Origin of the sequence: Paracoccus sp. TOH (genome assembly GCF_030388245.1) — a bacterium.
GTDB classification, from domain to species: domain Bacteria; phylum Pseudomonadota; class Alphaproteobacteria; order Rhodobacterales; family Rhodobacteraceae; genus Paracoccus; species Paracoccus simplex.
The window spans coordinates 532047-557757 of the sequence record NZ_CP098361.1; the positions used below are offsets into that span (position 1 = coordinate 532047).

Below are 25711 nucleotides of genomic sequence, written 5' to 3' on the forward strand. Positions count from 1 at the left end.
GCATGAGTAAACCTGACAAGATTACGCCCGAGAGCGCGGTACCTCTGTTCCCCGCCTTGGGAACTCCGGAAAGCTTTGTCTTCATTTTCGCTGTAGGTTTTGCCGGGGATCTGTTCGTCCAGCGACTGCTGAACGCGCAGCCCGGAGTCTGTATCCGTGGCGAGAATGGCGACGTGTTGGGCAAGATCATGCAGGCTTGGCTCGATGCAGAGGCGCGAGCTCACCAGCAGATGCATGTATCGGGGGCGGATGTTGCGGAGCTTTTGCGCGGGCTCGATGTCTTCGGCCGGCAGTTAGCGGCGGCCTTTGCCGAGGCTGTGCTGGCGCCGCCAGCGGGGGTTCGGTTTTCGGGGTTCCGGGAGGTTCGCTATGTTCTGCCCGAGGTACCGATTGCCGATCAGTTGCGGTTCCTCTATGCTTTTTTTCCGGGCGCGCGCTTCGTGTTCTGTCTTCGCGATGCGTCGGCCATTGCGCAGACCGGCTGGTGGCGGGATCGCCCCGATGACGATCTCGTGGAGCGCCTAGCAGAGGCTCAGGCGGCTCTTCGCAACGGGGCCACAGAATGGCCGTCCCGGAGTTGCGTCGTGCAGCTTGAAGAGGTGGTGAGAGCCCCCGAGAGTCTAGAATCCCTCTTCCGGCTTTTGGACCTACCGTTCGACCGGGAGTGCGTCGAAGCGTTGGTGAACCAGATCGATCTGGACAATCCGGAGGAACAATGGTGATAAATACTTTGGTACCTCCTTCTGCCTCGTGGCGCTATCAAGGCCGTGAGGATGTCACAACAGCCCTACTCTTTATGCATGCGGGCAGCAACACCGATGCGATCGCAGCCGAGCTGACGGCGCGGGATGTCGAAGTGATCCAAGGCGTTGAGCGCGCACTTCTGGCGCTTTGTGCGGCCAATGCAACACTGCGCGATTTCGAGCCGTTGAACAACGAACGACGGAATCAGGGTACCGGCACGAATCCGGGCCTGCCTTGGTTCGGGGCAGCACTCACGGATCCCAACCGCTTTTCCCGCGATCTTGCCGGGATTGTGCGGGCGCATTTCATCAGTCCTGCGACCGCACGCCGCCGCCGGGCGCTCTTCGTGACTGAACCGTTCTGGGAACGTCAGAATTTGCACGAATTCGCCCGTTTCATGACCTTTGATTCCCCCAGAACCTTGTTGGTGCCGGTCCTTGAGCCGCGTGCTGATGCGGTCATGTGCTTCGCCAAGGGGACGGGCTGGAGCCCAGACGCATGCCGCCAATCTATTGAGATCCTCGAGGATAAGATGCTCTACTTGCTCGATGCGTTCCCCGAACAGACCCTTGTCTGGGATCGCGGCATTGATCCCGAAGGGCTCGGTGCGGTATTTCCTGCCCAGTTCGAGGTGCTGTGATGGAACCCCTCCGCGCCATCGATATTATCGAGAACACCGTCGGTTTCGATGCTGAATGGTATGCTGCAACCTATCCGGATGCCGGACTGCTCGGTATGCCACCGCATCGTCACTACGCGTATTTTGGGCGTCTGCTCGGCCGCGGCATCCAGGCGGATTTCGGCGATCCGATGGAGGATGCGGCGCTGGCGGCGGCGCTGTTGCGTAAGCCGCGGATTTCGTATTGTACGCCGATCATGAACCGCCCCGATGATATCCGCGGCACCCTTGCGGCCAATCTCGAGGCAAATAGGCCACTAGCCGATCAGGTCGAATTCATTGTGGTCTTCCTCGACGAAGACCGCGAAACGCAGGGTTGGGTCCGCGAGAACTTCCCCGAGGATTTAGCCAGCGGCTATCTGCGCATGGTCGTTGAGACACCGCTGGATAGCTGGCATTTCGGCCGGGCTAAGAACAGCCACCGCTTTCCGGCACGAGGCGAGATCTATTCTTCGCTCGATGGCGACAATTTCGTCACTCTTGAGGAGACCCGACTGCTGCTCGATATTCACGAGGTACATCCCAAGGGTTTTGTTTTCCATCACTTTACCGGCACTTGGGGAGACGGATCAAGTGGTCGCATCTCGATGCCGATCCATTTCTATCGCGAGATCGGCTACGATGAGTCCTTCCTGCCCCGGCAATACGACGAGATGGATGTGCTGCTGACGGTGATGAACGCCTATCCGATGGTCCCCCTCGTGCGAATCAAGGCCGAGAACCATGGCTTCGCCTCTAAACGTTCGCGCGAGTTCTTTAAGGAAGCGGGGATCGACAACCCGGTAATCGAAGTTGCGGCGGTAGCCAACCGACTGCCCTTGAATCCGAAGACCGACGGCTATGTTGAGGAAGACGCGTCGATGCAGGCTATGACCACCTTCAATCAAGGTGTGTGCTTCATGAAGAATGCCCGCACCACCGCGGCACGCGATAAGTACCTACAGCTAGCGGTGCATGGTCGTCATCAAGTTGTGGATACGGTGCCGCGTGAGAAGATCCTCGGCACTCTATTTCGTGCAACTGGTTACCCGGCGCCCGGTAGCTTGGATATTGGCGCCGACGATGTCTGCATCTTCGCCTGCATGAAGAATGACGAGAATTTCCTCCGGCCTTTTTACGAGCACCATAAGGCGTTGGGAGTGAAGTATTTCTTCATCGTCGACGATGGCTCAAAAAGGCCGATTTCCGAATTATTGCCCTACGATGACGTGCATGTTTATCAGCCCAAAGTCGGCCGCTTCCTGACGGCTAAGGGCATGTGGATAGAGGGCATGATGAAGGGTTATCTCGACGAAGGGCAATGGGCGTTGACGCTCGATGCCGACGAATTCGTCGATCTCCCCCAAGGGTTCTCGAGCTTTCAGGAACTGGTGCACAGCTTGCGGATGCGCGGACAGGAGACTATGGCCGGGCTTCTCGTTGATATGGTGCCCAAACCAGGAACGTCTGTTGACCTCTTGATTGAAGCCGAGACGCGCTTTCTCGAGGTATTCAATCACCACGTCTGGATTGAAGAGCCAGCCTCTCCGGGTTACACGCAGCATCGGCCCGTCCAATGGGCTTTCGGGCCTTATTCCGAGCTCTCCTGGCGACTTGACGCCCGTTTCCATGCTTTTGGGACATTCGATAGTTTGAGGAAGATCCCGCTGGCACAATTCAGGAAGGGGAGGCATGTTAATCAAGGCTTTCATACCCTACATTACAATGACGGAACCTCGCAGCCTGGAAGCGAGATATGGGATGTTGATGCCGTCCTTGCAATCCGTCATTTCAAACTCATCAAACTCTTCTCGGCGGAATCGCGCAAGAGAATGGCGGCTATGGTCGCCCAATCCAACGCCTCTGAATATCACACGAGGACCACAGAGAACATTGCTAAGATCTTTGGTGACGATAGCGAGCTGGCGACACAGAAAATTATGGAACTACCTTGCCTGCCTGCCTCGATAGGTGTTCTGCAAGGGATGGATCCGAGGATGTACAAGAAGTAATCGCTCGATGATTGGATATTTGTGCTTCCAATCGTTATCAATGTGCAGAGTAATTTCGATATATGAGCCCCTCCTCGTTTTCTTTATGCCCCCCTGAATGTGCACAAAACGGATAGAGTTAGGATGACAACAATTCTACACTTTGGGTTCCCAAAAACAGGAACTACGTACCTGCAGCAGATCTTTAACAAGAGCGCCGGGCCCCTAGCAGCTGCCGGCTTGACCTATCCAGCGCCAGGCTCCGACTTCAAGCCGCGAGCTCTTAAGCACCTAACAGCAAAGAGTCTGAAACCGGTAGCAGCTGGAGAGTTGGAAATGCTGCGCAATATCATTGATGACGCAAAATCGAAAAATCCTGATGTGAACATTCTGCTCTCCATAGAGGAAATAGCTGCCAGTGTCATGTCAACTATTACTCTCGACACGATTGCCGCACTGCGGGATTTCATCCACCGGTGGGGAAAGGATGTCCGACTTTTGGTGTATGTAAGAAAGCCGGAAGATTACTATCTGTCGATGACGCAGGAAAAGCTCAAGCGGAGTGGGGGTGTTATTCCGCCTCACGAATTTCGCACAAACTTTTCTGAAATTATTCAGATCTATGAAGATGTCTTTGGAACGAACGCCACCGTTCGTCCCTTTGAATCTGGCCAATGGCGTAATGGTGATTTGCTGGCGGACTTTCTCGATCAGATTAAGGACATCGCCGATGTGGATCCTAAGATATTGTACACGGATGTACTGCACAGCAACGAAACGCTCAGCGGGGAAACAATGTTCGCTCTCGATCTAATGCGACGGTTCCCCGACAACATGGCCCAGAGCTCAGCCTATACTTTCATGCAATCCGAGAGGCTGTGGCGAAAATTTCGTGACATTGCCGAGAAAGCCGGCTACACTCGCAAACCTCGCCTGTTTGAGAGCGTAGCGGCGACGGTGGCGGCCGTCAACCAAGACGATTCGCGCGCACTATTCGAGCGGCATGGTATCGAGTTCTATAAATGCTCGAAGTTCAGCCCCGGAGAGCCTCTACCGGAAAGTGAACGGTTGTCCGATGTTGAAAGTCTGGTCCCCGTAAACAGAGATCAGGCATTGCGTATCATCAGCGTTCTTTGCGCCGGTGATAATGCTTTCAGGGCAAAGAAGACATAGGATGTTGTATCGTTCCTCGGGAAGGGAAAAATGACCGCAACAACCATTTTTGAAGACAATCATGTTTCTGTCTATTTTTCCCCAGCGGCGGAAGGAAAGCGCAGTGACGTGGCTGTGCTTTCTTATAGCCCGATGAATCACGACTTCGCGGCAAGGGGAATTCCTGCGCTAGCCGCCCTGAGGAGCCATGGTTTCGATGTCTTCGGCATTATCGCGCGGCAGAACAATTGGTATCCTAAAACCTCTCTTACGCAAGCAGCCGAGGCTCTAGGGAATTTTCTGCAAGGCTACTCTCGTAAAGTGGGTTACGGTAGCAGCATGGGCGGATATGCTGCAATCAAGTACAGCGCTCTCATGGGTTGCGATTGCGTTCTGTCTCTCGCACCGCAGGTCTCAATCGATCCGAGCGACGTCCCATGGGATGGGCGGTTCGCGAAGTATTTCTCTCCTAATCTCCACCAGGACATGAATATATCTTCAGACGATGTGGCAGGAACGATATACGTCGTCGCAGATCCGATGCTCGCCGTCGATCTGCGCCATTTTTGTGAGGTCGAGACGCTCCAATCCGGTCAAGCCTTTCTGGTGCCTGCTTATTTTTGCGATCATTACGTCGTTAATCCTATTGCCTCTCGGACAATTCTCGCAGCCATGTTTTCGGCTGTTCTAGATAGCGATATAGAAAAGGTCCGGGGCGTCTATAGGAAGGCGCGTAAGGAATCGTCTTATTATCGCGGCGCACTTATGCATGCTCTAGCTCTGCGACGTATGAAGCAGGGTCATTTAGATGCGGCCTTGGCTGCGTGTGAGGTCGCTGTTGAAAGCATGCCGATGTTCGCAGAATTTCTCTTGACGAAAAGCAAGATACACATGGTTCGCAAGGAGCGAGAAGCTGCAATTACGGCAGCGCGCCAAGCTGTCGATCTTGATCCGATGCGCGAATGGTACCGCCGTGTCTTGAGCGAGGCTGAGGCTAGCTGAGCTGCTACTGGTCCAAAGGGGCATGCGTGGCGATCTTCCGTACCATGAATATCGAGCTTAGCGTATAGTTTCTCTGTTTTCGGTGGTAGTCGCTCTGCGACAGGACTATTTTAACGGCTTAAGTGGTGGACAATCTGGGATATGATGTTGCAAGCTCAGGGCGGCAATGTTAATTTCTCCTCAAATTCAGACTAATCACGCGCTGCACTATGCAAAGAATGAACTTTGTGCGTGGCAAATCTTGCTGATGGAGGCCCCTCTTCATGGATTTCTTTCTGTTTAGCCAAGATAGCCTTCCTCAAGAATTCTACTTTGATGGATATTGCTTCCTAGGTTCGGACTATATCTCAGGAAGAGAAGGGGTCATTGAGTATGAGCGAGAAAATTGCAGGCTAATAGAATTCGATGAAGATGGATGCTATTTTTTGGGGCGTCCTACGGATGGTGGATTCAAATTTGGCGCTGATTTCCAAGGAAATGCTCGAATCTTTTTGTACCGGAGTGAGAAAAGATGGGCACTTTCCAATTCTTTTGCGCGATTGCTGGATCACATAAGGGCGAACGACCTCCCCTTTAGTGTCTGCTCTCATCAGCTCGACAGTTGGAGGATTCGCGCGCCATTTGGGCAGCAACCAAATTCGTTTAAAACAGCAATAAATGAAATCGTACTAGTACCTTCATGGTGTGAAGTCATTGTTGGCGGTGATGGCGCAAAGCTCAATCCTCGCAAAGACCGAAATAACGGCGCTATATACCAAGAAGCAATTTCAAATTTTGTACGGGTTTGGGCTAACAGGATTGCGTCACTTGTAGATAGAAGTGATATTTCTGTGACCGTCGATGTTTCGGGCGGCGTAGATTCTCGCGCAAATTTGGCGCTTTTGCTTGCAATGCGCAGCAAGGGCTTTGGAAACAATGTTCACTTCAACTCGTCGAAGACGGGGGGTGTGAAAGGAGATTTCGAAGTCGCATCCAAACTTGCCGAAAAGTATCATTTTTCTCTTAATCAGCCGAGACTGCAGACGGATCTGTATCTATCAACCGACACTGCCTTGCGGTATACGGAAGACTTCCTTCTTGGTTCCTACGCTTCGCTCAGACCGTTTAGAACAAAGCCAAATCCTTTTAACGTGAAGATTGGAGGAGGGGCAGGAGAAATCTTCCGCCCATTCTTTGCTGACAGATATTCTTCGGATTTTCTCGATTCGCTTAAGCTTGCTTTCTCGTCTGACACCGCTTTCCAAAATTGGAAGGCGGATGTGCTAGAAACCCTTGAGATTCTACGTGCACGCGATATGCAGCAGACAGATCCACTGGTTCTTCATTATCGAGAGTTCCGCAGTAGATTCCATACAGGAGGTGCTACGAATATGATTACCGCTGCGATGCCATTTCAAAGCCGCGCTGCGTATCAGATTGCATGGTCAGCTTCTAATAATAAAATCCAAGATGGTCAAATAGGTTACGATCTCATTGGTTCGGTGTTCCCTGAACTGCTGAATGACGATTACGACAATCCGAGCAAGAAGCCTACAGAAAACAACATCCGGAACTTGGTTGCTCCCGTCGATTTTGATGTCATACCAGGAAAGGTATACGTTAGTATTGATGCTGGAAATGTACCGAGTCAAGAGAGCGTTGCGCAGTTTTTGAAGCAGTATTATAAGAAATTTTGCACTGATTTGAGTAGCTGGCCAATCGTGGAGAAGCTTACGGCTGATGAAATAGTTCGTTCTTCTTTGACTTCAGGGCGGTTCCCCCGGCCTCCCGAAGGTGCGTCTCTGCACCGGATGATGCTTGCGGCAAAAATAGAGACACTTTACGCTTCAAGAAGGTCAAACAGTGTGGGGTTTATGTGGGATGTCCTTGTATAAGATGTTCTACTGTTTTCGAAAAATCTAGTGATGTAATCGCTCGACCCAGAAGGAATCAATCTGTCAGGCTGGTTTCTTGAGAGCGGCCATGTCGGAGATTGCCGAAGGCGATATGATCTGGCGAAAAATGTGGCAGTGCGTATTTCCCTAACCGGGGGTTCTATGAACCGACCCACGAGGTGCGGCTCATACCAGACGCCCTTATCGCTAGGTCAACCTGCACCACCGTATCTGTATGGTCGGGTTGCCGGCTGGGCTTGCCAGTCGGCTTCGTCACCCAGGACATCGCGGTATCAGACGAGATTGTTAGTGCTCCGTGCTACCCTAGAGTTTGATTGTAATCAGGTCATTTCCCTGGAGGGAAGGTTCGCGGTGGCGGACCGCTGATTTGGCCTGACTGCCCCTCTGGTCTCTAACGGCCAGTGCCATTACACGATTGTGCAACAGAGCCGTTGTCGTTTCTTAATGAGTGAACTCGGATCGCAATAGCTCGAAGCGTTAGTAATCCGGGGAACAAGACAGTAAATTACACAGACGGGCCCATGCTGGGCCGTCGATATGTTAGAAAGATATCCATGCCTAAAATTGCCGTCGCCGGATTGGGTTATGTCGGCCTTTCCAACGCCATCCTACTGGCCCAGCACAACGAAGTGGTGGCGATCGATCTTTCGACGCCGCGGGTTGAGATGGTCAACAATGGCTGCTCGCCGATTGTCGATGCCGATTGCGAGGACTACCTAGCAAACCGCGCCTTGAACCTGCGCGCCACGCTCGATCCGGGGGAGGCCTACAAAGACGCCGAGTTTGTCATCGTCGCCACACCGACTAACTACGATACGGTTACCAACCGTTTTGACACCTCGAGTGTTGAAGCCGTCATCACACAGGTCTCCACCGTCGCCCCCAAGGCAGTGATAGTTATCAAGTCGACTATCCCCGTGGGTTTTACAGCAGCGATCAAGCAGAAAAGCGGTTGCCCTAACATCATCTTCAGCCCCGAGTTTCTGCGCGAGGGCAAAGCACTCTACGACAACCTTCACCCTTCGCGTATAATCGTGGGCGAGCGTAGCGAGCGGGCCGAGCGGTTCGCTGCGCTGCTCAAACAGGGCGCGATCCGACAGGATATGCCGTTGCTTTTCACCAACCCGACCGAGGCCGAGGCGATCAAGCTGTTCGCCAATACCTACCTCGCCTTACGCGTGGCCTATTTCAACGAGCTTGACAGCTACGCGCTGGTGCACGGCCTCGATACTCGACAAATTGTCGAAGGTATCGGCCACGATCCGCGCATCGGCGCACATTACAATAACCCTTCTTTTGGCTATGGCGGTTACTGCTTGCCCAAGGATACGCGCCAGCTTTTGGCCAATTATCAAGCGGTGCCGCAAAGCCTGATCCAAGCTATCGTCGCCGCAAATAGCACGCGTAAGGATTTCATCGCTGAGCAGGTTCTTGCCCGTAAGCCTGACGTGGTCGGCGTCTACCGGCTAGTGATGAAGGAGGGATCCGATAACTTCCGCGAGAGCGCGGTGCAGGGGATCATGAAGCGGATCAAGGCAAAGGGGATAGAGGTGATCGTCTACGAACCAGCTTTGACCGAAGATTATTATTTCAATTCGCGAGTGATCCGGGATCTGGCTGCGTTCAAGGAGGAAGCCGATCTAATCCTGTCGAACCGACTGTCGACCGAGCTCGACGATGTCGTAGGGAAGGTCTTCACAAGGGACCTATTCGGGAAAGATTGAGGCTCTGATGATACGCTTTAGCGTGCGAGGTCCTAATCGTGTGTAACGACTTCAGTCGCTCTAGTTGGCGGTTTATACTAATCCAAACATCCCTGATCATGGTCTGCGTGAGGAATGGGATAGACCAAAAACACGCTATTTAACGCCCGGCCTGCCCCTTCGGTAAGCCCGCATGTCTTTTTCACCGGCCCGGACCTGACGGATCAGCCTGTATTCTGATCGCGGGGCGGCGGGTGCCGTCCGTTTGCGATGGAGAAAGACATGCGGAACGCCCATGGAACGATCTACGTCGGAATTGATGTTTCCAAGGACAAGCTTGCGGTCGCGATCGCGGGTGGAGAGCGCGGGGACGATGTGCTGAGCTTGGGCACGTTCGAGAACACCCCCGCCAGCGTCGACAAGCTGCTGAGAAATCTTGCCGGGCGGGGTGACATCTCGGCCTGCTACGAGGCTGGTCCGACGGGCTACGGCCTTTACCGGCAGATGCGCGCAGCCGGTTGCGATTGCTGCGTGGTTGCGCCGTCCTTGATCCCGGTCAGAACCGGGGAGCGGGTCAAAACCGATCGACTTGATGTGAATAGCCCCATGTTTCGTGAACGCCTTCTTCGCTAACTTTGAGGCAAGGAGGCCATGATGGGCACAGGTAATTTCACTGACGATTTCAAGCGCGATGCGGTGGCGCAGATCACGGAGCGGGGCTACCCGGCCAAGGAGGTCTCTGAGCGGCTCGGGGTGAGCACGCACTCGCTCTATGCCTGGAAGCGCAAGTTCGCGAAGGCGGTGTCGGGTGAGACGGCAGAGGATGCCGAGATCCGACGACTGAAGCGAGAGCTGGTCCGGGTGTCGGAGGAACGTGACATCCTAAAAAAAGCCACCGCGTATTTCGCCAGGGATGCAAAGTGAGATACGCGTTCGTGGCCGAGCATCGGGGTCAGTTTTCCATCCGTGCGATGTGCCGGTGCCTGCGCATCCAGCCGAGCGGGTTCTATGCCTGGCTGCAGGCGCCGGTGAGCGCGCGAGCCCAGGAAGACAGGCGCCAGACCGAGTTGCTGCAGGAGGCCTGGGTTGAGAGCGGCAAGGTCTCCTGCTGACCTCTCCGGCCTTGCGCCTGACCCATGAACCGGTGGCGGACTGCGCCCGTTATGACCTGCTGCGGAGGGCCAGCTGATGGATCGTGCTGACATCATGGCCGCAATGGGCGAGTTGAAGCTCTACGGGATGCGCGCCGCTTATGACGAACTCATGGCGGTCGCTGTGCGCCGCCAGCACGAACCCCGCCAGATCGTTGGAGATCTTCTGGCCGCCGAGATCAACGAGAAGAAAGCGCGGTCGGTCAAATACCAGATCACAACCGCCAAGCTGCCCTATGCCCGGGAGATCGAGGAGTTCACCTTCGATGACACCCCGATCAACGAGACCCTGGTGCGCGATCTGGCCAGTGGAGAGTTCCTCAGCCAACAGCGCAACGTCGTGCTGGTTGGCGGCACGGGGACCGGCAAGACCCATATCTCCGTGGCGATCGCGCGTGCGGTTATCCGCAATGGTGCCCGGGGCAGGTTCTTCAATGTCGTCGACCTGGTGAACAGGCTGGAGGCCGAGGCCCGTGCTGGACGGGCGGGCCGGCTTGCGGAACATCTGATGCGGCTCGACTTCGTCATCCTCGATGAACTCGGATACCTCCCATTCGCGCAGTCCGGCGGCCAGTTTCTGTTCCATCTGATCAGCAAGCTCTACGAGCAGACTTCCGTCATCGTCACCACCAACCTCGCATTCGGCGAGTGGCCGACCGTCTTCGGGGACGCGAAGATGACCACCGCGCTGCTCGATCGCCTCACCCACCACTGCGATATTGTCGAGACCGGCAACGACAGCTGGCGCATCAAAACCCGAGCCTGAACCCCTCCGAAACGCAGGCCCGCGTCGGCTGCGCCAGCTGGAAAGCTACGCCGCCACGGGCCTGCTCAACCGCGCGCCAAAGGGGTCACTTTTGGGCGCCGATCGGGGGGCCCGTTTGGATGCCGATTGACAAAAAGACATCAGAGCGGTCTCTGCGTCCCACTGAGGGCTTAGCTTGACGGGCTGAAGTTCCAGGGCAGCAGGTCGTTGATCTTTGCCTGTGGGTGGCTGGCGGCCACCGCTTCCAAGGTTGCCTTGAGGTAGGCGAAGGGTTCGACACTGTTGATCTTTGCGGTGGCGATCAGAGATGCGATGCGCGCCCACGATCGCCCTCCCACGTCATGGCCGGCGAAGAGCGCATTCTTGCGGGTCAGGGCCATCACCCGTTCATTCTGCCCATGTCGGGCAATTTGTTGAGGTGCATTATCGCTGGCACGCGCTTTTCGGCCGACAGTTTCGGGTGGAGCGTGTCGACCGACGCAAGTCCGGCCAGTTCGTCCATATCGAGGTGCTGCCTGGAGTGTTCATGGTCGTGACCGCGTGGATGCTCGATCCGGCGGCTTGCACCGGCATGGACCTTGGCACACCGCGCGTGTCGCTCGCGGCCCTGTCAGATCTCGATGACCTTCTGAGTCGGCGCGGTCTTCGGCGAAGCTCTTCCGGTGATCTCATCGCCGGAAAGGAACAGACCGATGCAAGACCTGCCCATCAAGCCTTCATGCCCCAGGCAACTACAGATGCAGTTCGACTCGAAGCGGTTGCGCGGGATGAGTCTCCAGGAGCGCCAGCAGGTGGTGACGTGCCTGGCCATCCTCCTGGCCGAAGCGGCGGGAGAAAGCGAACCGGAGGGAAGCGATGATGGACGGTGATCTCCTTCCGCCGGCCATCCTGCAGCGCAAGGCGGTGGTCTATGTGCGTCAATCAACCCAAGCCCAAGTCGAACTCAACACCGAGAGCCGGCGACGGCAATATGAGCTGGTCGAGGTCGCGCGTCGTCGTGGTTTCCGGACCGTGGATGTGATCGACGACGATCTTGGCCGCTCCGCCAGCGGCATGGTGGCCCGGCCCGGCTTCGAGAAGCTCGTCGCCGCCTTGTGCGCCGGGGAAGTCGGCGCCGTGCTCTGCTTTGACGCTTCGCGGCTGGCACGCAATGGCAGGGACTGGCACCACCTGCTCGAACTGTGCGGGCTTGTCGAGGCGCGTGTCATCGACCTCGATGGCATCTACGATCCCTGCCTGCCGAACGACCGCCTGCTGCTCGGCATGAAGGGCAGCATCAGCGAGTTTGAACTCGGGGTGATCCGAGCACGCATGATTGACGCCGCCCGGGCGAAGGCCCGCCGCGGCGAACTTCGGATCAGCGTGCCGATCGGCTATATCTGGCATCGCGATATCGGGCTCGGCCTCGATCCCGACTTCCGGCTCCAGCAAGTGATCCGGTTGGTCTTCGAACGGTTCCGCCAACTCGGCAGCGCGCGGCAGACGCATCTGTCGCTGGCGGCGGAGGGGGTGTTCTTTCCGCGGCCTTCGGACGGGAAGCGCCTGACATCCTTCGACTGGACAGCAATCCGCTACCGCAATGTCATCGGCCTGCTGAAGAACCCCTTCTACGCAGGAACCTATGTTTATGGAAAGAGCGAGAAGCGGATCGAATTGGTCGACGGGCGCGCGCGCAAGTCCTACGGCCATGGCAAACCACCGGAAGCGTGGGACGTGCTTATCCATGATCATCATGCCGCCTATATTGATTGGGCGGAATACGAGCGGAACCAGATGCTGCTCGCAGCCAACGCCTATGGACGTACGGGAGGACAGAAGTCCGGGCGGGGCGGTCGTGCCCTTCTTGCCGGCATGCTGACCTGCGGGCGCTGTGGCCGCGGCCTGGCGGTCGCCTATGCCGGCGCCCCGCCGGGGCGCCCGACCTATCGCTGCGACCGGCCCAATCTCATGCTCGGCCTGCCACGTTGTCTCAGCTTCGGCGGTTCCCGTGTGGACGCCGCGATCGCATCGGAGATACTGCGTGTGGTCGAGCCGATGGCGATCGAGGCCGCACTGGAGGCGGAGCGGATGCACAGGGAAGGAGAGGCCGAGCGTCGGCGCGTGGCCGAACTCGATCTGCAGCAGTCAGAATACGATGCTTCGCTGGCAGAACGGCGCTATGCCGCCTGCGACCCGGAGAACCGGCTTATCGCAGCCCAGCTCGAGAAGCATTGGGAAGCTGCGTTGCGGCGTGTCGAGGCTTGCCGGGCGCGCCTTGCCGCAACGGATACCTTGGACCCGACCGCGCCGATGCCCAACTTCGAGAGCTTGGCGGCGGACCTTTCCGCAGCCTGGTTGGCGCCGGGTGTCACGACCCGAAGCCGCCAGCAACTGATCCGGGCGCTGATCTCGGACATCATCGCCGATATTGACGACGTGACACGGGAGGTCGTGCTGACGATCCACTGGCAAGGCGGTCAGCATTCGCAATTGCGGGTGCGTAAGCCAAGGACGGGGGAGCATGGTTGCCAGACGCCCGAGCAGGCTCTGGCCGTGATGGAGCGGATGGCAACGCGCTTTTCCGACACCGATATCGCGGCCACCTTGAACCGGATGGGCGTGCGCACCGGCCAGGACAAGACTTGGACGGCGCACCGGGTGGCCTCCATCCGCAGGGTGCGCGGTATCCACGCCTTTCGCTCGGCCGAGAAGGACGGCGCTTGGCTCACCATGCGCGAGGCCGCGGCAAAACTCGGGGTGACCAGCCATGTCGTGCGGCGGATGATCCAGGACGGGATTTTGCCTGCCGAGCAGGTCGTTCCGGGCGCGCCTTGGCAAATCCGGGCCGAAGAACTCGAGAGCGAATGCGTCGTCGAGGCACTTAGACAGAAAGGACGCCCGCGTCACGCGGCCGACCAGAACCAACTTCCAATATTTCCAGACACTTGAAAAAGAGGGGCATAATGACTCACCACTCGCGATCGGGCGGATCAGGTTTTCCACACTGTTGGAGTCGATCTCGACACGGCCGTCGTGCAGGAAAGTCTGCAGTCCGTCCCAGTGGCGGTGGATGTAGGCCAGCTTTTCGCCGGAGCGTCTGCCATGCACGGCCTGGTTCGTAAGCCTGCGGTGAAGGCCGCCTGCTCTGATTGAGCAAATGGTCGTAAGGCATTGCCTTATGGTATGCGCTTCAGTTGTTTCACCAATCGAGATCTTCGCTGCTGATGAGGTCGGCCCCATCAGCCGGTGGACAGGACCTCGCAGCACAGCGTCAGCCAAGGAATGTGGAGTTCAGCCGCCGCTTACCCCCTTCGCAGGCATGGAGGCGTTCAGTTAGTCACCAGAGGGCGATGTATGCCTGCCTCAACGGCTTCTTGCAAAAAGATTTGCATAAGATGTAATGCTAGAGGCGGCGCAGGCTAAGGTGCCGTAACCGCCGGACAGATATCAGCGCTCGACTAAGTGCCCGCCGCTTGATAGCTCTCTATACTTTCTGGGACGGCCATAGATGAGTCTAATATTTTGACAATGATAGCTCGTCAAGCGACCCAATGGCCTGAAAAGCTGACGCATAACGCTGCGCCACCTCAGCGTCAATTGTGTCTCGTATCTCTATATCTGATAAGTACTCGATGAAACTGTGAGCGTTGGCTATAATTTCCTCGCACATTGCATGATTACTTTCACAGTGTTCTATGGCTGCTTCAACCTCTTTCTGGCTTTCTCCGACCGGAATATAGTGAACACCTGCTTGAAGCCCGAAGTCTAGCGCTGTTTCCCACCTTCTGGCAGGGATCATTACAAGGCAATTAGACGCAAGAGACCAATAAAGACTGGTCGGATAATCGTTTCCTTCCAAAGCGAGAAGATATCTACTTTCACATTGCTTCTGGCGAGGTGTCGGGGGCCTATACCATTTTTTTATAGAGGGAGAGGGGTCCATTCCTGGGCGTATAACAAAACCCACATCCGCTATAGGGCTAGTGGCAAGGTTTTCGACTATGCGGATACGCAAAAAGGAACGCAGAACTGCTAACGCGGTTTGCTCAGCCATTGATCCAGGCGAAGTTTTCGTAAAGCTCTCCATTTCTCCAGATAACCAGCGAATATTATTTCCCTCGATCTCCGTTCCGTTTGGCGCGCCTCTCCAAAATATTAGCGGCTGCTTTTCCTTGAAGGGGACCGGATCGAAACCAACGCGGGGCTGATTCTCCGACCTAGGACCCATAAAGCTTCGTTCAAGTGGCATTAAAAATACATTACGCTGCTCCCCCACCTTCCTCGCAAACTGCCACACAGGCACTTGATCCCATATTGGGTCGAGTGTCTCGTACTCCCATCCCTGACCATCGTTTGTGTTAAATGCAAAAATGCCGTGGATGCCATTTGAGGAAAGATAATTCGCCCATCGTACGGCCCTAATGGCCCGCTTGTGGCTGGCTTTAAATCGAAGTCCGTCGTGATTCGTTATTTTGTCATAGCTGTTCAGTTTCAGGAAGCGGTTTCTTCGCGTAGAGAAAGCCCCCATCGTTGGTATTGAGAACTGCTCGGGAAAGCTTTTTTCTGACAGATATAACTTTGCTTTGTTTCGAGGTATAGTAGCGCGAAAGTTTATGCTTCCTTCTATATATTCTGAAACGCTTATAATGTTTCCCATCTATGGACCTATTTCTTATGCTGGCGTCGTGCGGCGGGGGCATAGTACCGTCACGGATGTCTATTATCAACACTTCAATGATCGAGGATCGTATTTTTATTCTCAGTGCTGTTTGGGGGGGGGTGATTGTTGGGCGCGCGCATACTTTCTCTTTCTCGTGTAATGCGCCAAGAAGAGCAAGATTTCTGTTTAAGACTCTTGGCCATCGTGGCTCGCGCTATTATATCGGATAAGGAAGGCAATGCCCACCACGCTGTAATGCTTTGTATAAATGGCTTGCAACAACTCGAATGCCGTTGACAAAGTTTGTTGCGATGAGCGTCCCCACTTGACCTTGCGGTCCTCGAAAGGTAGGAGATCGTGACGAAGTCTAGGTAGGGGGGGGGGACGTGTCAAGAAGCATGGCGCCGGCCTTGTTATGTCTACATCTGGGCGTTCACAAAACCGCGACTACCTATATCCAGTCAGTTTTGGAGCGATCTGATTGGAGGGAGGGCTACTTCTATATTGGACCTTGGGTCTCCCGTGAGAGCATTATTTCTCGCGATCCTGGGTTGGCAGACATCGTTCCAGATGTTATTCGCCGTGATGATATAGTTGTGCTTTCTGATGAAAATTTACTCGGAAATGCAGCTGCGGGTTTGGCATTCTACCCCCGCCCTGAGCGGCATCTTGCCTGGGCGAGGCAGTTGAAAGTGAGCATTTGTTTATGCGTGCGAGATTATGCGGATTTCTTGTCATCGGCATGGGTGGAAAGTTTGCGACATGGTGCCTTTAGGCCGCAAGCTAGGAAGGTTCGCAATGGAGGCTATGTTGGACTTCTTGAGCGGCTCGAGAGGTTGCTTCCTAATGCCGATTTTTTTGTCTGGAATTACGCAAGTTTTAGAGATAGGCGTGATGAGATATTGGATAGAATATCATCCCATGGTCTTGCGAAGTTGGCAGTTGATGGTGTTGGAGATCAACGGCCGTCGCCTTCTTGTGGGGTTGTAACAACCTATTTGCAGTTGCGCAATTTGGTTGAGGGTCCGAAGCAAGCCGAACTGATGAAGAAGTTAATTTCCAATCAGAATATTAGAGGTAATGAGGGGAAGTTTAATGGCTATTCTGAGGAGGACCGCAGGGTTTTGTCGCAGCAGTTTGCGACTGATCTTGAAATCATAAAGTCTCGATATCGGATTTTGCGATGAGTAGGGGCGATCAGCACGTCTTGACTACCGATCATCGGCAACGTAGCTTTAGAAAAGCACTCGATAATGGTGCTCATCGGTGATTGCGTCTTCTTTATGAGCGATTATTCGGAAATTCGGAGGCGGTAATGGGCTTGGAGAGGACTGACGGGGGGAACGGCGTCATGTTTCGGCCTAATTCCTTTATTTTTATAGTGACTTACGGCCGATCCGGGTCGACATTACTGCAAAGTGTTTTGAATAGCATCGATGGGTATTGCATAAGAGGAGAGAATGGCGGAGTTCTTTCGCATATCTCACGTGCATATCATGACCTGCAAGATTCTTCTCCAATTTGGGGACTAAAGGCGTCCTCTAAGGCTTCTCCTGGCGATCACCCATGGTTTGGGGGTGAGCGTATAGATGCTACCGCCTTTGGGAAATCAATGTGCAAAGCTTTTGTGGATAATATTCTCTCTCTTCCAAGCGGCACGCGAGTTGGAGGCTTTAAAGAGATCCGTTATCACACTTTGGGAGAGTATTTGGATAGGCACTTGGAGTTCATATCGCATTTTTTTCCTAACTCCCGATTTATCTTTAATCGTAGAAACTTGGAGAGTGTCGCCAGATCTGGTTGGTGGAAGGAACAAGATACAAAAGAGGTTATTCGGAAGCTCGGCGCTGCAGACCTGCGATTTGAGAGATATGTTTCGGCGCATAGAGGGTCGTCTATGCTAATGGAGTACGACGATTATAAGGATGATCCAGCTGCGTTAAAGCCGCTCTACAACTTTATAGGGGAAAAATTTGAATACCAAACAGTTTCGGACGTGCTGAAGAAAAAGCTTACGCATCTTCAGTCCCCGCATTGAAGAGGTTGTAGCCGTTTAGGATGTTTTATCGTGCGGTTTGATGCTGTGATCCTTTCTGTGAAATGAGCGGAATCCATATGGGAAGCTTCATCAGGGGGCACCACCGCGCACTCCGTCCGAGTAGCTATACAGCGATTGGAACCTTCGACTGCGTCGCTGAGCCAGGACCGGGCATATCAACCCCATAGCCGCCTCGAAATGGCACAAGCGGGTCGCTACGGTGGATCTGAAGACCGATCCCGAGAAGCTTCGTTCGACGTTGCGAAGTGAAACGAAAAATTAGCGACTCTGGCGTTCAGACTCTACATGTTGGTGAGCGTTCTCTGGGCAGCACGGTCTGCTTAGCTTGACGGCCTGAAGTTCCTGGGCAGCAGGACGTCGATGCGGCTTTGCGGGTGGCCGGTGGCGATGGCTGCGAGGGTTGCCTTGAGGTAGGCGAAGGGCCGTCGATGTATCTGGCGACCGCGTTCTCGGCCTGCTGGCGGGATTGCCATGCGACCGGCCAGATCAGCTCTGACTTGATGGTCTTGAAGAACGTTTCCACCATCGAGTGTAATCGCGACGCCGATCCCCTCCTGCCATTTTTGAGCTGATGCCTTCATTTTCCACGCACATGTGCGGCGGAGGTTTTGGATTTGGAGAGGGACGGCAAAATGGGCGTCCAATTGGACGGCTCTATGGGCGTCGGGGTCTCGCGGCTTGAGGTGATCGAGGGGCCAAGCGGTCGTCGGCGGCGGACGAAGGCAGAGCGGGCGCGGATCGCGGCGGAGAGCATGATGCCCGGGGTGACGGTCGCAGATACTGCGCGCAAGCACGGTACGACCCGCTGGCAGATTTACGATTGGCGCAAGCAGATATGCAAAGGCAATTTGATGGTGCCCGAGAGCGTGGCGGCCTTGCCGTTCTTCGCGGAACTGGTGGTTGATGACAGCGCGACCGAGGTTTCGGCGGCTGTCCCCGGGTCCGATCTCGAAATCGTGGTGGGCGACATCGTCATCCGCGCGGGTCCTGGTGTCGACGAGGGCCAACTGACCCGGGCAATCCGCGCGGCACGGGCAGCGGCGTCGTGATGTTCGGCCAGGGCGGCCCGGTGAAGGTTTTCGTGGCGACCCGGCCTGTCGACTTTCGCAAGGGGATCGACGGATTGGCACTGGCGGTGCAGGAGATGTTCGGGATGGATCCGTTCTGTGGAGCCGCATTCGTCTTCCGGGCGAAACGCGCGGACAGGATCAAACTGCTGCTCTGGGATCAGACCGGCATGGTGCTAGTTCACAAGCGGCTGGAAGGCGGCAAATTCGTCTGGCCACAGTTGCGCGACGGGGTCATGCGCATGTCCGGCGCGCAGTTTGCAGCGCTGTTTGAGGGCGTGGATTGGCGGATGGTCCGCCCCGAACGGACGCGGCGCCCGCTGGCGGCGGGGTGACTGGCAGGCTGCGTCGAAACGCCTGTTTTTGCTGGCCGGAAAGGGCATCCTGTGTTTCACTTCCCGCCATGGAAACAGCTGATCTTGCGCGCGAAAACGCCTTGCTGAAGGCCCGCCTCGCCGAGGTGGAGGCGACGCTGGCCGAGACGCAAGAGGCCAATCGGCGGCTGCAGGATATCCTGCACGCGGCGCAGCGCGAGAAATTCGGCAAGCGCTCCGAAAAGCTTTCGCCCGACCAGTTCAACCTGCCCCTGGAAGATGCCGAGTTTGCTCAAGGTGTGCTTGAGGCAGCACAAGAAAAGGCCGAAGCGGCGATGCAGCGGGCGCGCGGGGAAACACCCCGCAAGCCCAAGCGCAACCGCGGGCATCTGCCGTCCCATCTGCCTCGGGTTGAGCGCGTGATCGAGCCTGCCAGCACGCTCTGTCCCTGCGGTTGCGGCGAGATGTCCAGGATCGGGGAAGACGTGTCCGAACGGCTCGACGTGATCCCCGCCCAGTTCCGGGTGCTGGTCACGCGGCGCCCGAAATACGCCTGCCGCCGTTACTCGCAAGCTGTCGCGCAGGCCCATGCCCCCGAGCATGTCGTGCCCGGCGGGCTGCCCACGGAACTCTTCATCGCTTGGATTATCGTCTCGAAGTTCGGTAACCACCTGCCGTTTTATCGGCAGGCCGAGATCTTCAAGCGGCAAGGGATCGATCTGGACCGCGGCACACTCGGCAACTGGGTCGGGCGCGCCTGTTTCCACCTGATGCCCGTCATCAACCATATGCGTGCCCATCTGCGTGGCGCAGACCGCATCTTCGTGGATGAAACCCGCGCGCCGGTGCTGGAACCGGGCCTGAAACGCACCAAGAGCGGCTTCTTCTGGGCCGTCGTCACTGACGAGCGTGGTCATGGCGGGGCTGGCCCACCCATCGTGCTGTTCCACTATGCCCCCGGCCGGGGCAAGGCGCATCCGCTGAACTTCCTCGCCGGATACCACGGCCGCTTCCTGCAATGCGACGCCTACCAGTCCTACAACGCGATGACCGAGATCGCGCGCGACAATGGCCCGTGGCAACTGGTCTATTGCTGGACCTGAATAGCCCCATGTTTCGTGGACGCCTTCACGTCTCATCACCTCCCGCCGTTCGAACTCGGCGGGCGACAGCATCCCGTTCCTCGCATGCTTGCGCTTCGGGTTGTAGAACATCTCGATATAATCGAACACGTCCTGCCTTGCGTCTTCGCGGGTCCTGTAGGTTCTGCGCCTGATCCGCTCGCGCTTGAGCAGGTTGAAGAAGCTCTCGGCGACTGCGTTGTCGTGGCAGTTGCCGCGGCGGCTCATGGAATGCTCCAGATTGTGGGCGCGCAGAAACGCAGCCCAATCCATGCTGGTGAACTGACTTCCCTGATCCGAGTGGATCAGCACCTTGGTCTTCGGTTTTCGCCGCCAGACCGCCATGAGCAGGGCCTGAAGGACGACATCTGTCGTCTGCCTGCTTTGCATCGACCAACCGACCACGCGCCGGGAATAGAGGTCAATGATCACCGCGAGGTAAGCGAAGCCCTCCTGCGTCCGGATGTAGGTGATATCGGTCACCCAGACCTTATCCGGGGCCTCGACATCGAACTGCCGGTCGAGGGTGTTGTCGACCACGACCGACGGCTTGCCACCATAACTTCCGGGGCGGCGCTTGTAGCCGATCTGTGCCTTGATCCCCGCAAGCTGCGTCAATGTCAATCGGGCGACCCGGTTCGGACAGATGCTTTCACCCTGTTCCACCAGATCATCATGCAGCTTGCGGTAACCGTAGACCTTGCCGCTCTCAACCCAGGCCTCCTGCAGCAACTCGGTCTGGCGCCTGTCTTCCTGGGCTCGCGCGCTCACCGGCGCCTGCAGCCAGGCATAGAACCCGCTCGGCTGGATGCGCAGGCACCGGCACATCGCACGGATGGAAAACTGACCCCGATGCTCGGCCACGAACGCGTATCTCACTTTGCATCCCTGGCGAAATACGCGGTGGCTTTTTTTAGGATGTCACGTTCCTCCGACACCCGGACCAGCTCTCGCTTCAGTCGTCGGATCTCGGCATCCTTTGCCGTCTCACCCGACACCGCCTTCGCGAACTTGCGCTTCCAGGCATAGAGCGAGTGCGTGCTCACCCCGAGCCGCTCAGAGACCTCCTTGGCCGGGTAGCCCCGCTCCGTGATCTGCGCCACCGCATCGCGCTTGAAATCGTCAGTGAAATTACCTGTGCCCATCATGGCCTCCTTGCCTCAAAGTTAGCGAAGAAGGCGTCCACGAAACATGGGGCTATTCACAGGTCGAGCGGATGAACCGCACGATCAAGGAGGGTGAAGCGGACCAGAAAACGATCCGGGGGATCGATTTCCCGCCGAACGTCAAGCGCTTCCATTACACAATCACGATCAGCTGCGAACACACCTCGACGACTTCATCGCCGCCTATAACTTCGCTCTCCGGCTCAAGACGCTCAATGGCCTTACACCCTACGAATACATCTGCAAGATCTGGACTTCAGAGTCCGACAGCTTCATCGTCAATCCGATCCACCAGATGCCGGGACTGAACACCTAAGCAATTTACAAATCCTTCATCATGGATTTTATTCGCTTGACGTAATCCTGCTTCGCAAATGGCGTATTTCTGCCGGCTATGGATGATAGCCGTGCATAAACTGTGTCTCCCTCCATAGCACGTAATACCAATTCTTTCACGAACAACGCGGCAGGGCGATCTATTTCAAGAACCTTTTCGACACGACCCATAAGGTTCTTCATGGAGTCGCCGCCCTTCACCCAAAAAGTGAAGACACCATCGTAGATATTTTCTGCCTTACCAATCCTCCTTTGGGGGGGCCAAGGCCGTGGAGGATAATAAAATTTTCGTTCAGTTTCGGAAAATTTTATCGTATTTGCAAACAGCGTTCCAGTTAGGCCTAAAAGTCTATCCAGTTCATTATCTGCTATATCGGCAACCGTATCGCAAACCGAAGTTAACCACCGAGAGTTCATATTTCTGGATACAATGTCCGGGCATTCATTCAATATACGAAAAAAAAGCTTCTTCGCATCTTCATTGCCTGCGTCTCTACGCAGCACAACAATGGCAGATGCCATGAGATGTGCTATTCGTGACCGTCCGCCGAATTCGGGTTCTAGCATATGAAAGTGGTCTAACAGGCTGCGCTCGCGGCCCAACCAGTTTTTTTGACTGACGCCAGGAACCGTAGTTGTATAAAATACCTCAAGGTCAATGTCTGGCGAAGGCAACTCATTTGCGCCCGCTGGTTTATCAGGAGAGGAGTTTTCTACATTAAAATACCGAGGCCATGCAGCTGCTAGTCTTTCCATCTCCGTTTCGAGACGTAGCCTTTCCCGCCTGGACAGGTGCAAAAGCTTCTTGCTAGACTGTTGCGGATCATAGCCTAGTATATCGAAATCGTCTGCATAGATTTTTCGAAGGCGATAATAGTCATTTGCAGTAATATCGTTGAAGGTTAAGCGATGCTGGCTTTGCCTGCTATGCCTTACTTTCGGCAATGCAGTCGATATGCCTATATCGGCGCACAGCTTTTTAAAATCATTTTCTAGATTTTCATAACGAAGTATGTGATCTGCGTCACTCAAGCAATTGAACGGATGTGTTTGAGGCCAAAGATGGTGCTTGAGATTTGCCTGATCACTGCGAATTGATCTGTCGTATGGTATGCTGCCATCTTCGAGGATGTCGAGGGCTTGCGATATGTTTAGCTTTGGCATTCGGGGTAAGCTGTAATAATCGCTTCCCGGAGTGTTCTCGGCACCCACCCTAAACATGTTGACACCCGACAAGAATCGACCTAACGGCTCGCGAATTACGGCAAATGACGGGAACTGACGCCAATCCTTAGGGATTGATCCGCCCGCTGGCCCAGTGCAGTTCTTTCCCATTACGCTCCGTATTGAAGAGCCAGCGTTCTTGGGTAAGTGGATAAATACTACATTCAGATCAGGAAATAGAAAATTCATCTCTGATCCTTTTTATCCCAATAGTCGCCTCTGAGGCCCATGCCAAGCTCTCCATATCCCGATGGAACATATAATCCATGTAGGCAGAGACAATGTCCGTAGACTCTCGGACGACCTCTGGGCTTTGAATTCGCTGACTAATGGCTATTTTCTTGACACTCTGCTTTTTGCTTCCTGGAAGGGAAGTCCCACAAATCCCCTCCAAAAACTCCACCGAATCTTCTATGCTTTTTTCAATAGGCCAGACAACAAGTTTCATACTTGGGTTTTTCTCCTGAATTTCGTCGATAAAGGGAATCCAAGAGATATCTTGCGCGGCGCTCGATATCGAGTCTGCTACCGGCTGAAAGTCATGCTGGGGCACTATCGCCAAGTGGAGAGTGACATCCTCGGCCTCGAAGAGCCTCGCAACACTGCTTAAGAAGGGCTCATTGCTGGCGTATAGCCCCTTATCGGAAAAAATTTCTTTCTTTCCACAGACTATTCCATGAGCCGATAAAACGACTCTTTCTAATGACTGGTCAATATTCAGTTCAGAAATATGGCGGATCGCTGATTGTGGCTTTCCTTGTAAAAGCGGCCGAATTTCTGACCTGAATAATATCGGATCGAGGACGCCAACTTTCGCATTAGACATTTCATTCGCCAATGCGCTAAAGGCGTCCGAAATTAGCGTTTGATAAATCTCGTGCGCTCCGATGTGGAAATGATAAGATCGCTTCGCCATCTTTGCTCGTTTTCGTGTGTTCTGTATGTTAGCAAGCATGACCTTGCCGAGGGACACACTTACCCTTCGCAGTGCCGTGGCACAACCTGTAAGGGCGCAGTATGTTTGCTTACCCCACCTCTTCCGTGGGGCTTCACTGCATCTTGATCACTCAAGCTTCCCTAGAATCGCGACAAATGCACTCAGTAACCCCGGCATGTCGGCCTTGTCGGCGACAGCGGCAATTGCCCAAGCAATGTCGCTGGCATCCTGCAACAGCTCCCTACGACCCAGGGCGTAGTCACTAGGCCGGATCTCTCGATGGCTCAGATTGTGGCAGGTAGCCGACAAACCGTAAAGTAAGGTAGTAGAATTGACGTTTTTTGATATTGGCGCAATGGCACAGACAATCTTTTTAACCTCTGCAGCTCCACGCGCACGGCCACTGCCAAGATCGCTTAAGTAATTGAAATTACTATCTACTACCTTCATGTTGCGGCACCCATAAACAAGCTTAACCTCATGTCTATCAATGGCATACAATCTTGGATTGTCAACACTGTAGCTGAGCTGTCATAGATAAACTAGTGTTAATGATGCGTTACATCATCCAGGTGCACGAGTCACGTTCCGCGTTCCTGTTAGCGATCAATTGGCCCCAAGCGGGTTCAGCCATCGGCCAGCCGGTGTCAGGGTTCGACTTGGGGCGGAAGCCAGCGCGACGCGGGTCTCTTCTGATCTGGCTGGATGAACCAAAGCCGTCGCTGCACCAGCGGAGGTTCGAGCGCATGACAATGACCTTGCCGTCATGGATATACTGCGGCCGCTCAGAATACTTGCGCGCCAGGAGCAGGTTACTGGTCCAGATGCACCACGCGCTGCCGGCTCAGGTCGTCGGGATAGACCGAACCGCTGAACACGCCCTCGGGCTTTTGCGGCAAGCCGACGGCATAGCCGCGATGCAGGCCCAGCCGGTCAAAGGCCGCGACCGCATCGTCCAGCGTGATCGGAGTGCCGTGCCCGACGCTTTCGGGGATATGAGCCTGCTCCCGCCTTCTCGAAGACCAGCGTCGTCTCGACGGTCTCGCCCTCGGCAAACGGTTCCGCGACCTGCAGGAACATCAGGAGATAGCTGCCGGGCTTCAGCTCGACCGAGCCGCCCGCCGGGACCGGCAGGCCATCGGGCAGTTCGCGCATCTTCATCACGTCGCCGTTCATGGTCATCTCGTGGATCTGCATCGCGCCCGCCCGCCGCGAACGGGCCGCGACCAAGCGGTCGTCCTGGCTGCCCTTGTTGGCGATGGTGACATAGCCGCCTGCCACCGGGGCACTGGACGCGGTGCTCCTCGAAGGTCTGCGCGGCATCGGCCTGTGGTCGAGCATGGTGCAGACGCTTGCCATGGCGCTGCATGAACTGGCAACGAACGCCGCCCGCTGGCTGAGGCGGTGGCCGAGGCCACTGACGGCTGGTGCGCCGACGTGGTCTTTGAATGCTCGGGCGTCGCGCCGGCGATCCTGTCGATGCACCAGCTTGCCCGGCCCGGCGGCGCCATCGTGCTGGTCGGCATGCCGGTCGATCCGGTGCCGGTCGATATCGTCGGGCTGCAAGCCAAGGAACTGCGGGTCGAGAGCGTGTTCCGCTATGCCAATGTCTACGACCGCGCCATCGCACTGATCGCCTCGGGCACGGTGGACCTGAAGCCGCTGATCTCGGCCTCGATCCCCATCGAGGACAGCATCGCCGGCTTCGCGCCGCCCTGGCCCGCAAGACCGACGTGAAGCTGCAGATCGTCATGCGCGAATAGCTGCCGGCCGGTCTGGGGCGCGG

At 55.6% G+C, this 25711-nt stretch carries 22 protein-coding genes and 7 pseudogenes; 19 read left to right on the plus strand and 10 right to left on the minus strand.

From position 1 onward, the window contains the following. Positions 1 to 2 precede the first annotated feature (2 nt). The 10 genes and pseudogenes from NBE95_RS13190 to istB all read left to right on the plus strand — a co-directional run bounded on the left by NBE95_RS13190 (position 3) and on the right by istB (position 11062). Positions 3 to 722, plus strand: a complete 720-nt coding sequence (locus tag NBE95_RS13190; RefSeq protein WP_289895870.1) for a sulfotransferase — start codon at positions 3 to 5, stop codon at positions 720 to 722. Further along, the gene (locus NBE95_RS13195) at positions 716 to 1384 is read left to right on the plus strand and encodes a hypothetical protein (RefSeq protein ID WP_289895871.1); all 669 of its coding nucleotides are present in this window, start codon (positions 716 to 718) and stop codon (positions 1382 to 1384) included. Before NBE95_RS13190 ends, NBE95_RS13195 begins: the two co-directional genes overlap by 7 nt. Next, complete coding sequence (locus tag NBE95_RS13200) at positions 1384 to 3414, plus strand: glycosyltransferase family 2 protein (protein WP_289895872.1); 2031 nt, start codon at positions 1384 to 1386, stop codon at positions 3412 to 3414. The genes NBE95_RS13195 and NBE95_RS13200 overlap by 1 nt, the downstream gene beginning before the upstream one ends. 315 nt (positions 3415 to 3729) lie before the next feature. Continuing rightward, the gene (locus NBE95_RS13205) at positions 3730 to 4566 is read left to right on the plus strand and encodes a hypothetical protein (protein ID WP_289895873.1); all 837 of its coding nucleotides are present in this window, start codon (positions 3730 to 3732) and stop codon (positions 4564 to 4566) included. A 30-nt stretch (positions 4567 to 4596) separates the two neighbouring features. After that, entirely contained in the window at positions 4597 to 5547 is a 951-nt protein-coding gene (locus tag NBE95_RS13210; protein ID WP_289895874.1) for a hypothetical protein, read from the plus strand. 263 nt (positions 5548 to 5810) lie between these two features. Then, entirely contained in the window at positions 5811 to 7421 is a 1611-nt protein-coding gene (locus NBE95_RS13215) for a hypothetical protein (protein WP_289895875.1), read from the plus strand. 575 nt (positions 7422 to 7996) lie between these two features. Next, the gene (locus tag NBE95_RS13220; protein WP_289895876.1) at positions 7997 to 9166 is read left to right on the plus strand and encodes a nucleotide sugar dehydrogenase; all 1170 of its coding nucleotides are present in this window, start codon (positions 7997 to 7999) and stop codon (positions 9164 to 9166) included. A 261-nt stretch (positions 9167 to 9427) separates the two neighbouring features. After that, on the plus strand, positions 9428 to 9778 hold the full coding sequence (locus NBE95_RS13225; RefSeq protein WP_289895877.1) for a transposase: 351 nt from the start codon (positions 9428 to 9430) through the stop codon (positions 9776 to 9778). Between the two features lie 21 nt (positions 9779 to 9799). After that, positions 9800 to 10248, plus strand: a pseudogene (locus NBE95_RS13230) (transposase); the annotation flags it as partial. Between the two features lie 85 nt (positions 10249 to 10333). Beyond that, the gene (gene istB / locus NBE95_RS13235; protein WP_289895878.1) at positions 10334 to 11062 is read left to right on the plus strand and encodes an IS21-like element helper ATPase IstB; all 729 of its coding nucleotides are present in this window, start codon (positions 10334 to 10336) and stop codon (positions 11060 to 11062) included. 170 nt (positions 11063 to 11232) lie between these two features. On the opposite strand, the pseudogene NBE95_RS13240 reads toward istB, so the two are convergent. Beyond that, positions 11233 to 11448, minus strand: a pseudogene (locus tag NBE95_RS13240) (transposase domain-containing protein); the annotation flags it as partial. Next, positions 11442 to 11564, minus strand: coding sequence for a hypothetical protein (locus NBE95_RS13245; protein WP_289895860.1), 123 nt, complete (start codon positions 11562 to 11564; stop codon positions 11442 to 11444). The pseudogene NBE95_RS13240 and the gene NBE95_RS13245, both read right to left, overlap by 7 nt. Before the next feature lie 190 nt (positions 11565 to 11754). Between NBE95_RS13245 and NBE95_RS13250 the strand changes: the two genes are divergently transcribed. Further along, positions 11755 to 11931 (plus strand): hypothetical protein, encoded by a 177-nt coding sequence (locus tag NBE95_RS13250; RefSeq protein WP_289895859.1) that lies wholly within the window; start codon positions 11755 to 11757, stop codon positions 11929 to 11931. After that, entirely contained in the window at positions 11921 to 13990 is a 2070-nt protein-coding gene (locus tag NBE95_RS13255; protein WP_289895858.1) for a recombinase family protein, read from the plus strand. Before NBE95_RS13250 ends, NBE95_RS13255 begins: the two co-directional genes overlap by 11 nt. Positions 13991 to 14068: 78 nt before the next feature. Here the strand turns inward: NBE95_RS13255 and NBE95_RS22415 are convergent. Together NBE95_RS22415 and NBE95_RS13260 are read right to left on the minus strand one after the other, a co-directional pair. Beyond that, positions 14069 to 14281: pseudogene (locus NBE95_RS22415) on the minus strand (hypothetical protein); the annotation flags it as partial. A 274-nt stretch (positions 14282 to 14555) separates the two neighbouring features. Continuing rightward, positions 14556 to 15698 carry a glycosyl transferase family 90 gene (locus NBE95_RS13260; protein WP_289895879.1) on the minus strand — a complete coding sequence of 381 codons (1143 nt, stop codon included), beginning with the start codon at positions 15696 to 15698 and terminating at the stop codon, positions 14556 to 14558. A 389-nt stretch (positions 15699 to 16087) separates the two neighbouring features. Here NBE95_RS13260 and NBE95_RS13265 point away from each other — a divergent pair, with 389 nt between their 5' ends. Then, entirely contained in the window at positions 16088 to 16888 is an 801-nt protein-coding gene (locus NBE95_RS13265; protein WP_289895880.1) for a hypothetical protein, read from the plus strand. Between the two features lie 236 nt (positions 16889 to 17124). Next, positions 17125 to 17739, plus strand: a complete 615-nt coding sequence (locus NBE95_RS13270; RefSeq protein WP_289895881.1) for a hypothetical protein — start codon at positions 17125 to 17127, stop codon at positions 17737 to 17739. Positions 17740 to 18181: 442 nt separating this feature from the next. Here NBE95_RS13270 and NBE95_RS13275 read toward each other — a convergent pair. Further along, positions 18182 to 18292, minus strand: a pseudogene (locus NBE95_RS13275) (IS3 family transposase); the annotation flags it as partial. A 100-nt stretch (positions 18293 to 18392) separates the two neighbouring features. On the opposite strand from NBE95_RS13275, the gene NBE95_RS13280 reads away from it, so the two are divergent. From NBE95_RS13280 to NBE95_RS13290, 3 genes are all read left to right on the plus strand, one after another. Continuing rightward, the gene (locus tag NBE95_RS13280; RefSeq protein WP_289895882.1) at positions 18393 to 18809 is read left to right on the plus strand and encodes a transposase; all 417 of its coding nucleotides are present in this window, start codon (positions 18393 to 18395) and stop codon (positions 18807 to 18809) included. After that, positions 18809 to 19162: an IS66 family insertion sequence element accessory protein TnpB gene (gene tnpB, locus NBE95_RS13285; protein WP_289895883.1), complete on the plus strand. Its 354-nt coding sequence runs from the start codon at positions 18809 to 18811 to the stop codon at positions 19160 to 19162. The genes NBE95_RS13280 and tnpB overlap by 1 nt, the downstream gene beginning before the upstream one ends. 68 nt (positions 19163 to 19230) lie before the next feature. After that, positions 19231 to 20244: an IS66 family transposase gene (locus tag NBE95_RS13290; protein ID WP_289895856.1), complete on the plus strand. Its 1014-nt coding sequence runs from the start codon at positions 19231 to 19233 to the stop codon at positions 20242 to 20244. 42 nt (positions 20245 to 20286) lie between these two features. Here the strand turns inward: NBE95_RS13290 and NBE95_RS13295 are convergent. After that, positions 20287 to 21407: pseudogene (locus tag NBE95_RS13295) on the minus strand (IS3 family transposase); the annotation flags it as partial. Positions 21408 to 21547: 140 nt separating this feature from the next. On the opposite strand from NBE95_RS13295, the pseudogene NBE95_RS13300 reads away from it, so the two are divergent. After that, a pseudogene (locus NBE95_RS13300) lies at positions 21548 to 21744 on the plus strand (IS481 family transposase); the annotation flags it as partial. Positions 21745 to 21749: 5 nt separating this feature from the next. Here NBE95_RS13300 and NBE95_RS13305 read toward each other — a convergent pair. The 4 genes from NBE95_RS13305 to NBE95_RS13320 all read right to left on the minus strand — a co-directional run bounded on the left by NBE95_RS13305 (position 21750) and on the right by NBE95_RS13320 (position 25284). Continuing rightward, positions 21750 to 23177: a sulfotransferase family 2 domain-containing protein gene (locus tag NBE95_RS13305; protein WP_289895884.1), complete on the minus strand. Its 1428-nt coding sequence runs from the start codon at positions 23175 to 23177 to the stop codon at positions 21750 to 21752. Continuing rightward, positions 23158 to 23904 carry a hypothetical protein gene (locus tag NBE95_RS13310; protein WP_289895885.1) on the minus strand — a complete coding sequence of 249 codons (747 nt, stop codon included), beginning with the start codon at positions 23902 to 23904 and terminating at the stop codon, positions 23158 to 23160. The genes NBE95_RS13305 and NBE95_RS13310 overlap by 20 nt, the downstream gene beginning before the upstream one ends. 147 nt (positions 23905 to 24051) lie before the next feature. Beyond that, a complete protein-coding gene (locus tag NBE95_RS13315) occupies positions 24052 to 24375 on the minus strand; it encodes a hypothetical protein (protein ID WP_289895886.1) in 324 nt (107 codons plus the stop codon). Between the two features lie 483 nt (positions 24376 to 24858). Continuing rightward, positions 24859 to 25284, minus strand: coding sequence for a copper chaperone PCu(A)C (locus tag NBE95_RS13320; protein WP_289895887.1), 426 nt, complete (start codon positions 25282 to 25284; stop codon positions 24859 to 24861). Positions 25285 to 25320: 36 nt separating this feature from the next. On the opposite strand from NBE95_RS13320, the pseudogene NBE95_RS13325 reads away from it, so the two are divergent. Further along, positions 25321 to 25688 (plus strand): annotated as a pseudogene (locus NBE95_RS13325) (zinc-binding dehydrogenase); the annotation flags it as partial. Between the last annotated feature and the right edge of the window lie 23 nt (positions 25689 to 25711).

Bases quoted from the DNA above. Each gene is read 5' to 3' on its own strand.
- istB (WP_289895878.1), top strand. From the start codon at position 10,334: ATGGATCGTGCTGACATCATGGCCGCAATGGGCGAGTTGAAGCTCTAC.
- NBE95_RS13205 (WP_289895873.1), top strand. From the start codon at position 3,730: ATGCTGCGCAATATCATTGATGACGCAAAATCGAAAAATCCTGATGTG.
- tnpB (WP_289895883.1), top strand. From the start codon at position 18,809: ATGTTCGGCCAGGGCGGCCCGGTGAAGGTTTTCGTGGCGACCCGGCCT.
- NBE95_RS13215 (WP_289895875.1), top strand. From the start codon at position 5,811: ATGGATTTCTTTCTGTTTAGCCAAGATAGCCTTCCTCAAGAATTCTAC.
- NBE95_RS13290 (WP_289895856.1), top strand. From the start codon at position 19,231: ATGGAAACAGCTGATCTTGCGCGCGAAAACGCCTTGCTGAAGGCCCGC.
- NBE95_RS13255 (WP_289895858.1), top strand. From the start codon at position 11,921: ATGGACGGTGATCTCCTTCCGCCGGCCATCCTGCAGCGCAAGGCGGTG.
- NBE95_RS13310 (WP_289895885.1), bottom strand. From the start codon at position 23,904: ATGGCGAAGCGATCTTATCATTTCCACATCGGAGCGCACGAGATTTAT.
- NBE95_RS13190 (WP_289895870.1), top strand. From the start codon at position 3: ATGAGTAAACCTGACAAGATTACGCCCGAGAGCGCGGTACCTCTGTTC.
- NBE95_RS13280 (WP_289895882.1), top strand. From the start codon at position 18,393: ATGGGCGTCCAATTGGACGGCTCTATGGGCGTCGGGGTCTCGCGGCTT.
- NBE95_RS13315 (WP_289895886.1), bottom strand. From the start codon at position 24,375: ATGAAGGTAGTAGATAGTAATTTCAATTACTTAAGCGATCTTGGCAGT.
- NBE95_RS13200 (WP_289895872.1), top strand. From the start codon at position 1,384: ATGGAACCCCTCCGCGCCATCGATATTATCGAGAACACCGTCGGTTTC.
- NBE95_RS13195 (WP_289895871.1), top strand. From the start codon at position 716: ATGGTGATAAATACTTTGGTACCTCCTTCTGCCTCGTGGCGCTATCAA.
- NBE95_RS13250 (WP_289895859.1), top strand. From the start codon at position 11,755: ATGCAAGACCTGCCCATCAAGCCTTCATGCCCCAGGCAACTACAGATG.
- NBE95_RS13320 (WP_289895887.1), bottom strand. From the start codon at position 25,284: ATGGCAAGCGTCTGCACCATGCTCGACCACAGGCCGATGCCGCGCAGA.
- NBE95_RS13305 (WP_289895884.1), bottom strand. From the start codon at position 23,177: ATGAATTTTCTATTTCCTGATCTGAATGTAGTATTTATCCACTTACCC.
- NBE95_RS13210 (WP_289895874.1), top strand. From the start codon at position 4,597: ATGACCGCAACAACCATTTTTGAAGACAATCATGTTTCTGTCTATTTT.
- NBE95_RS13245 (WP_289895860.1), bottom strand. From the start codon at position 11,564: ATGGACGAACTGGCCGGACTTGCGTCGGTCGACACGCTCCACCCGAAA.
- NBE95_RS13260 (WP_289895879.1), bottom strand. From the start codon at position 15,698: ATGGGAAACATTATAAGCGTTTCAGAATATATAGAAGGAAGCATAAAC.
- NBE95_RS13220 (WP_289895876.1), top strand. From the start codon at position 7,997: ATGCCTAAAATTGCCGTCGCCGGATTGGGTTATGTCGGCCTTTCCAAC.
- NBE95_RS13225 (WP_289895877.1), top strand. From the start codon at position 9,428: ATGCGGAACGCCCATGGAACGATCTACGTCGGAATTGATGTTTCCAAG.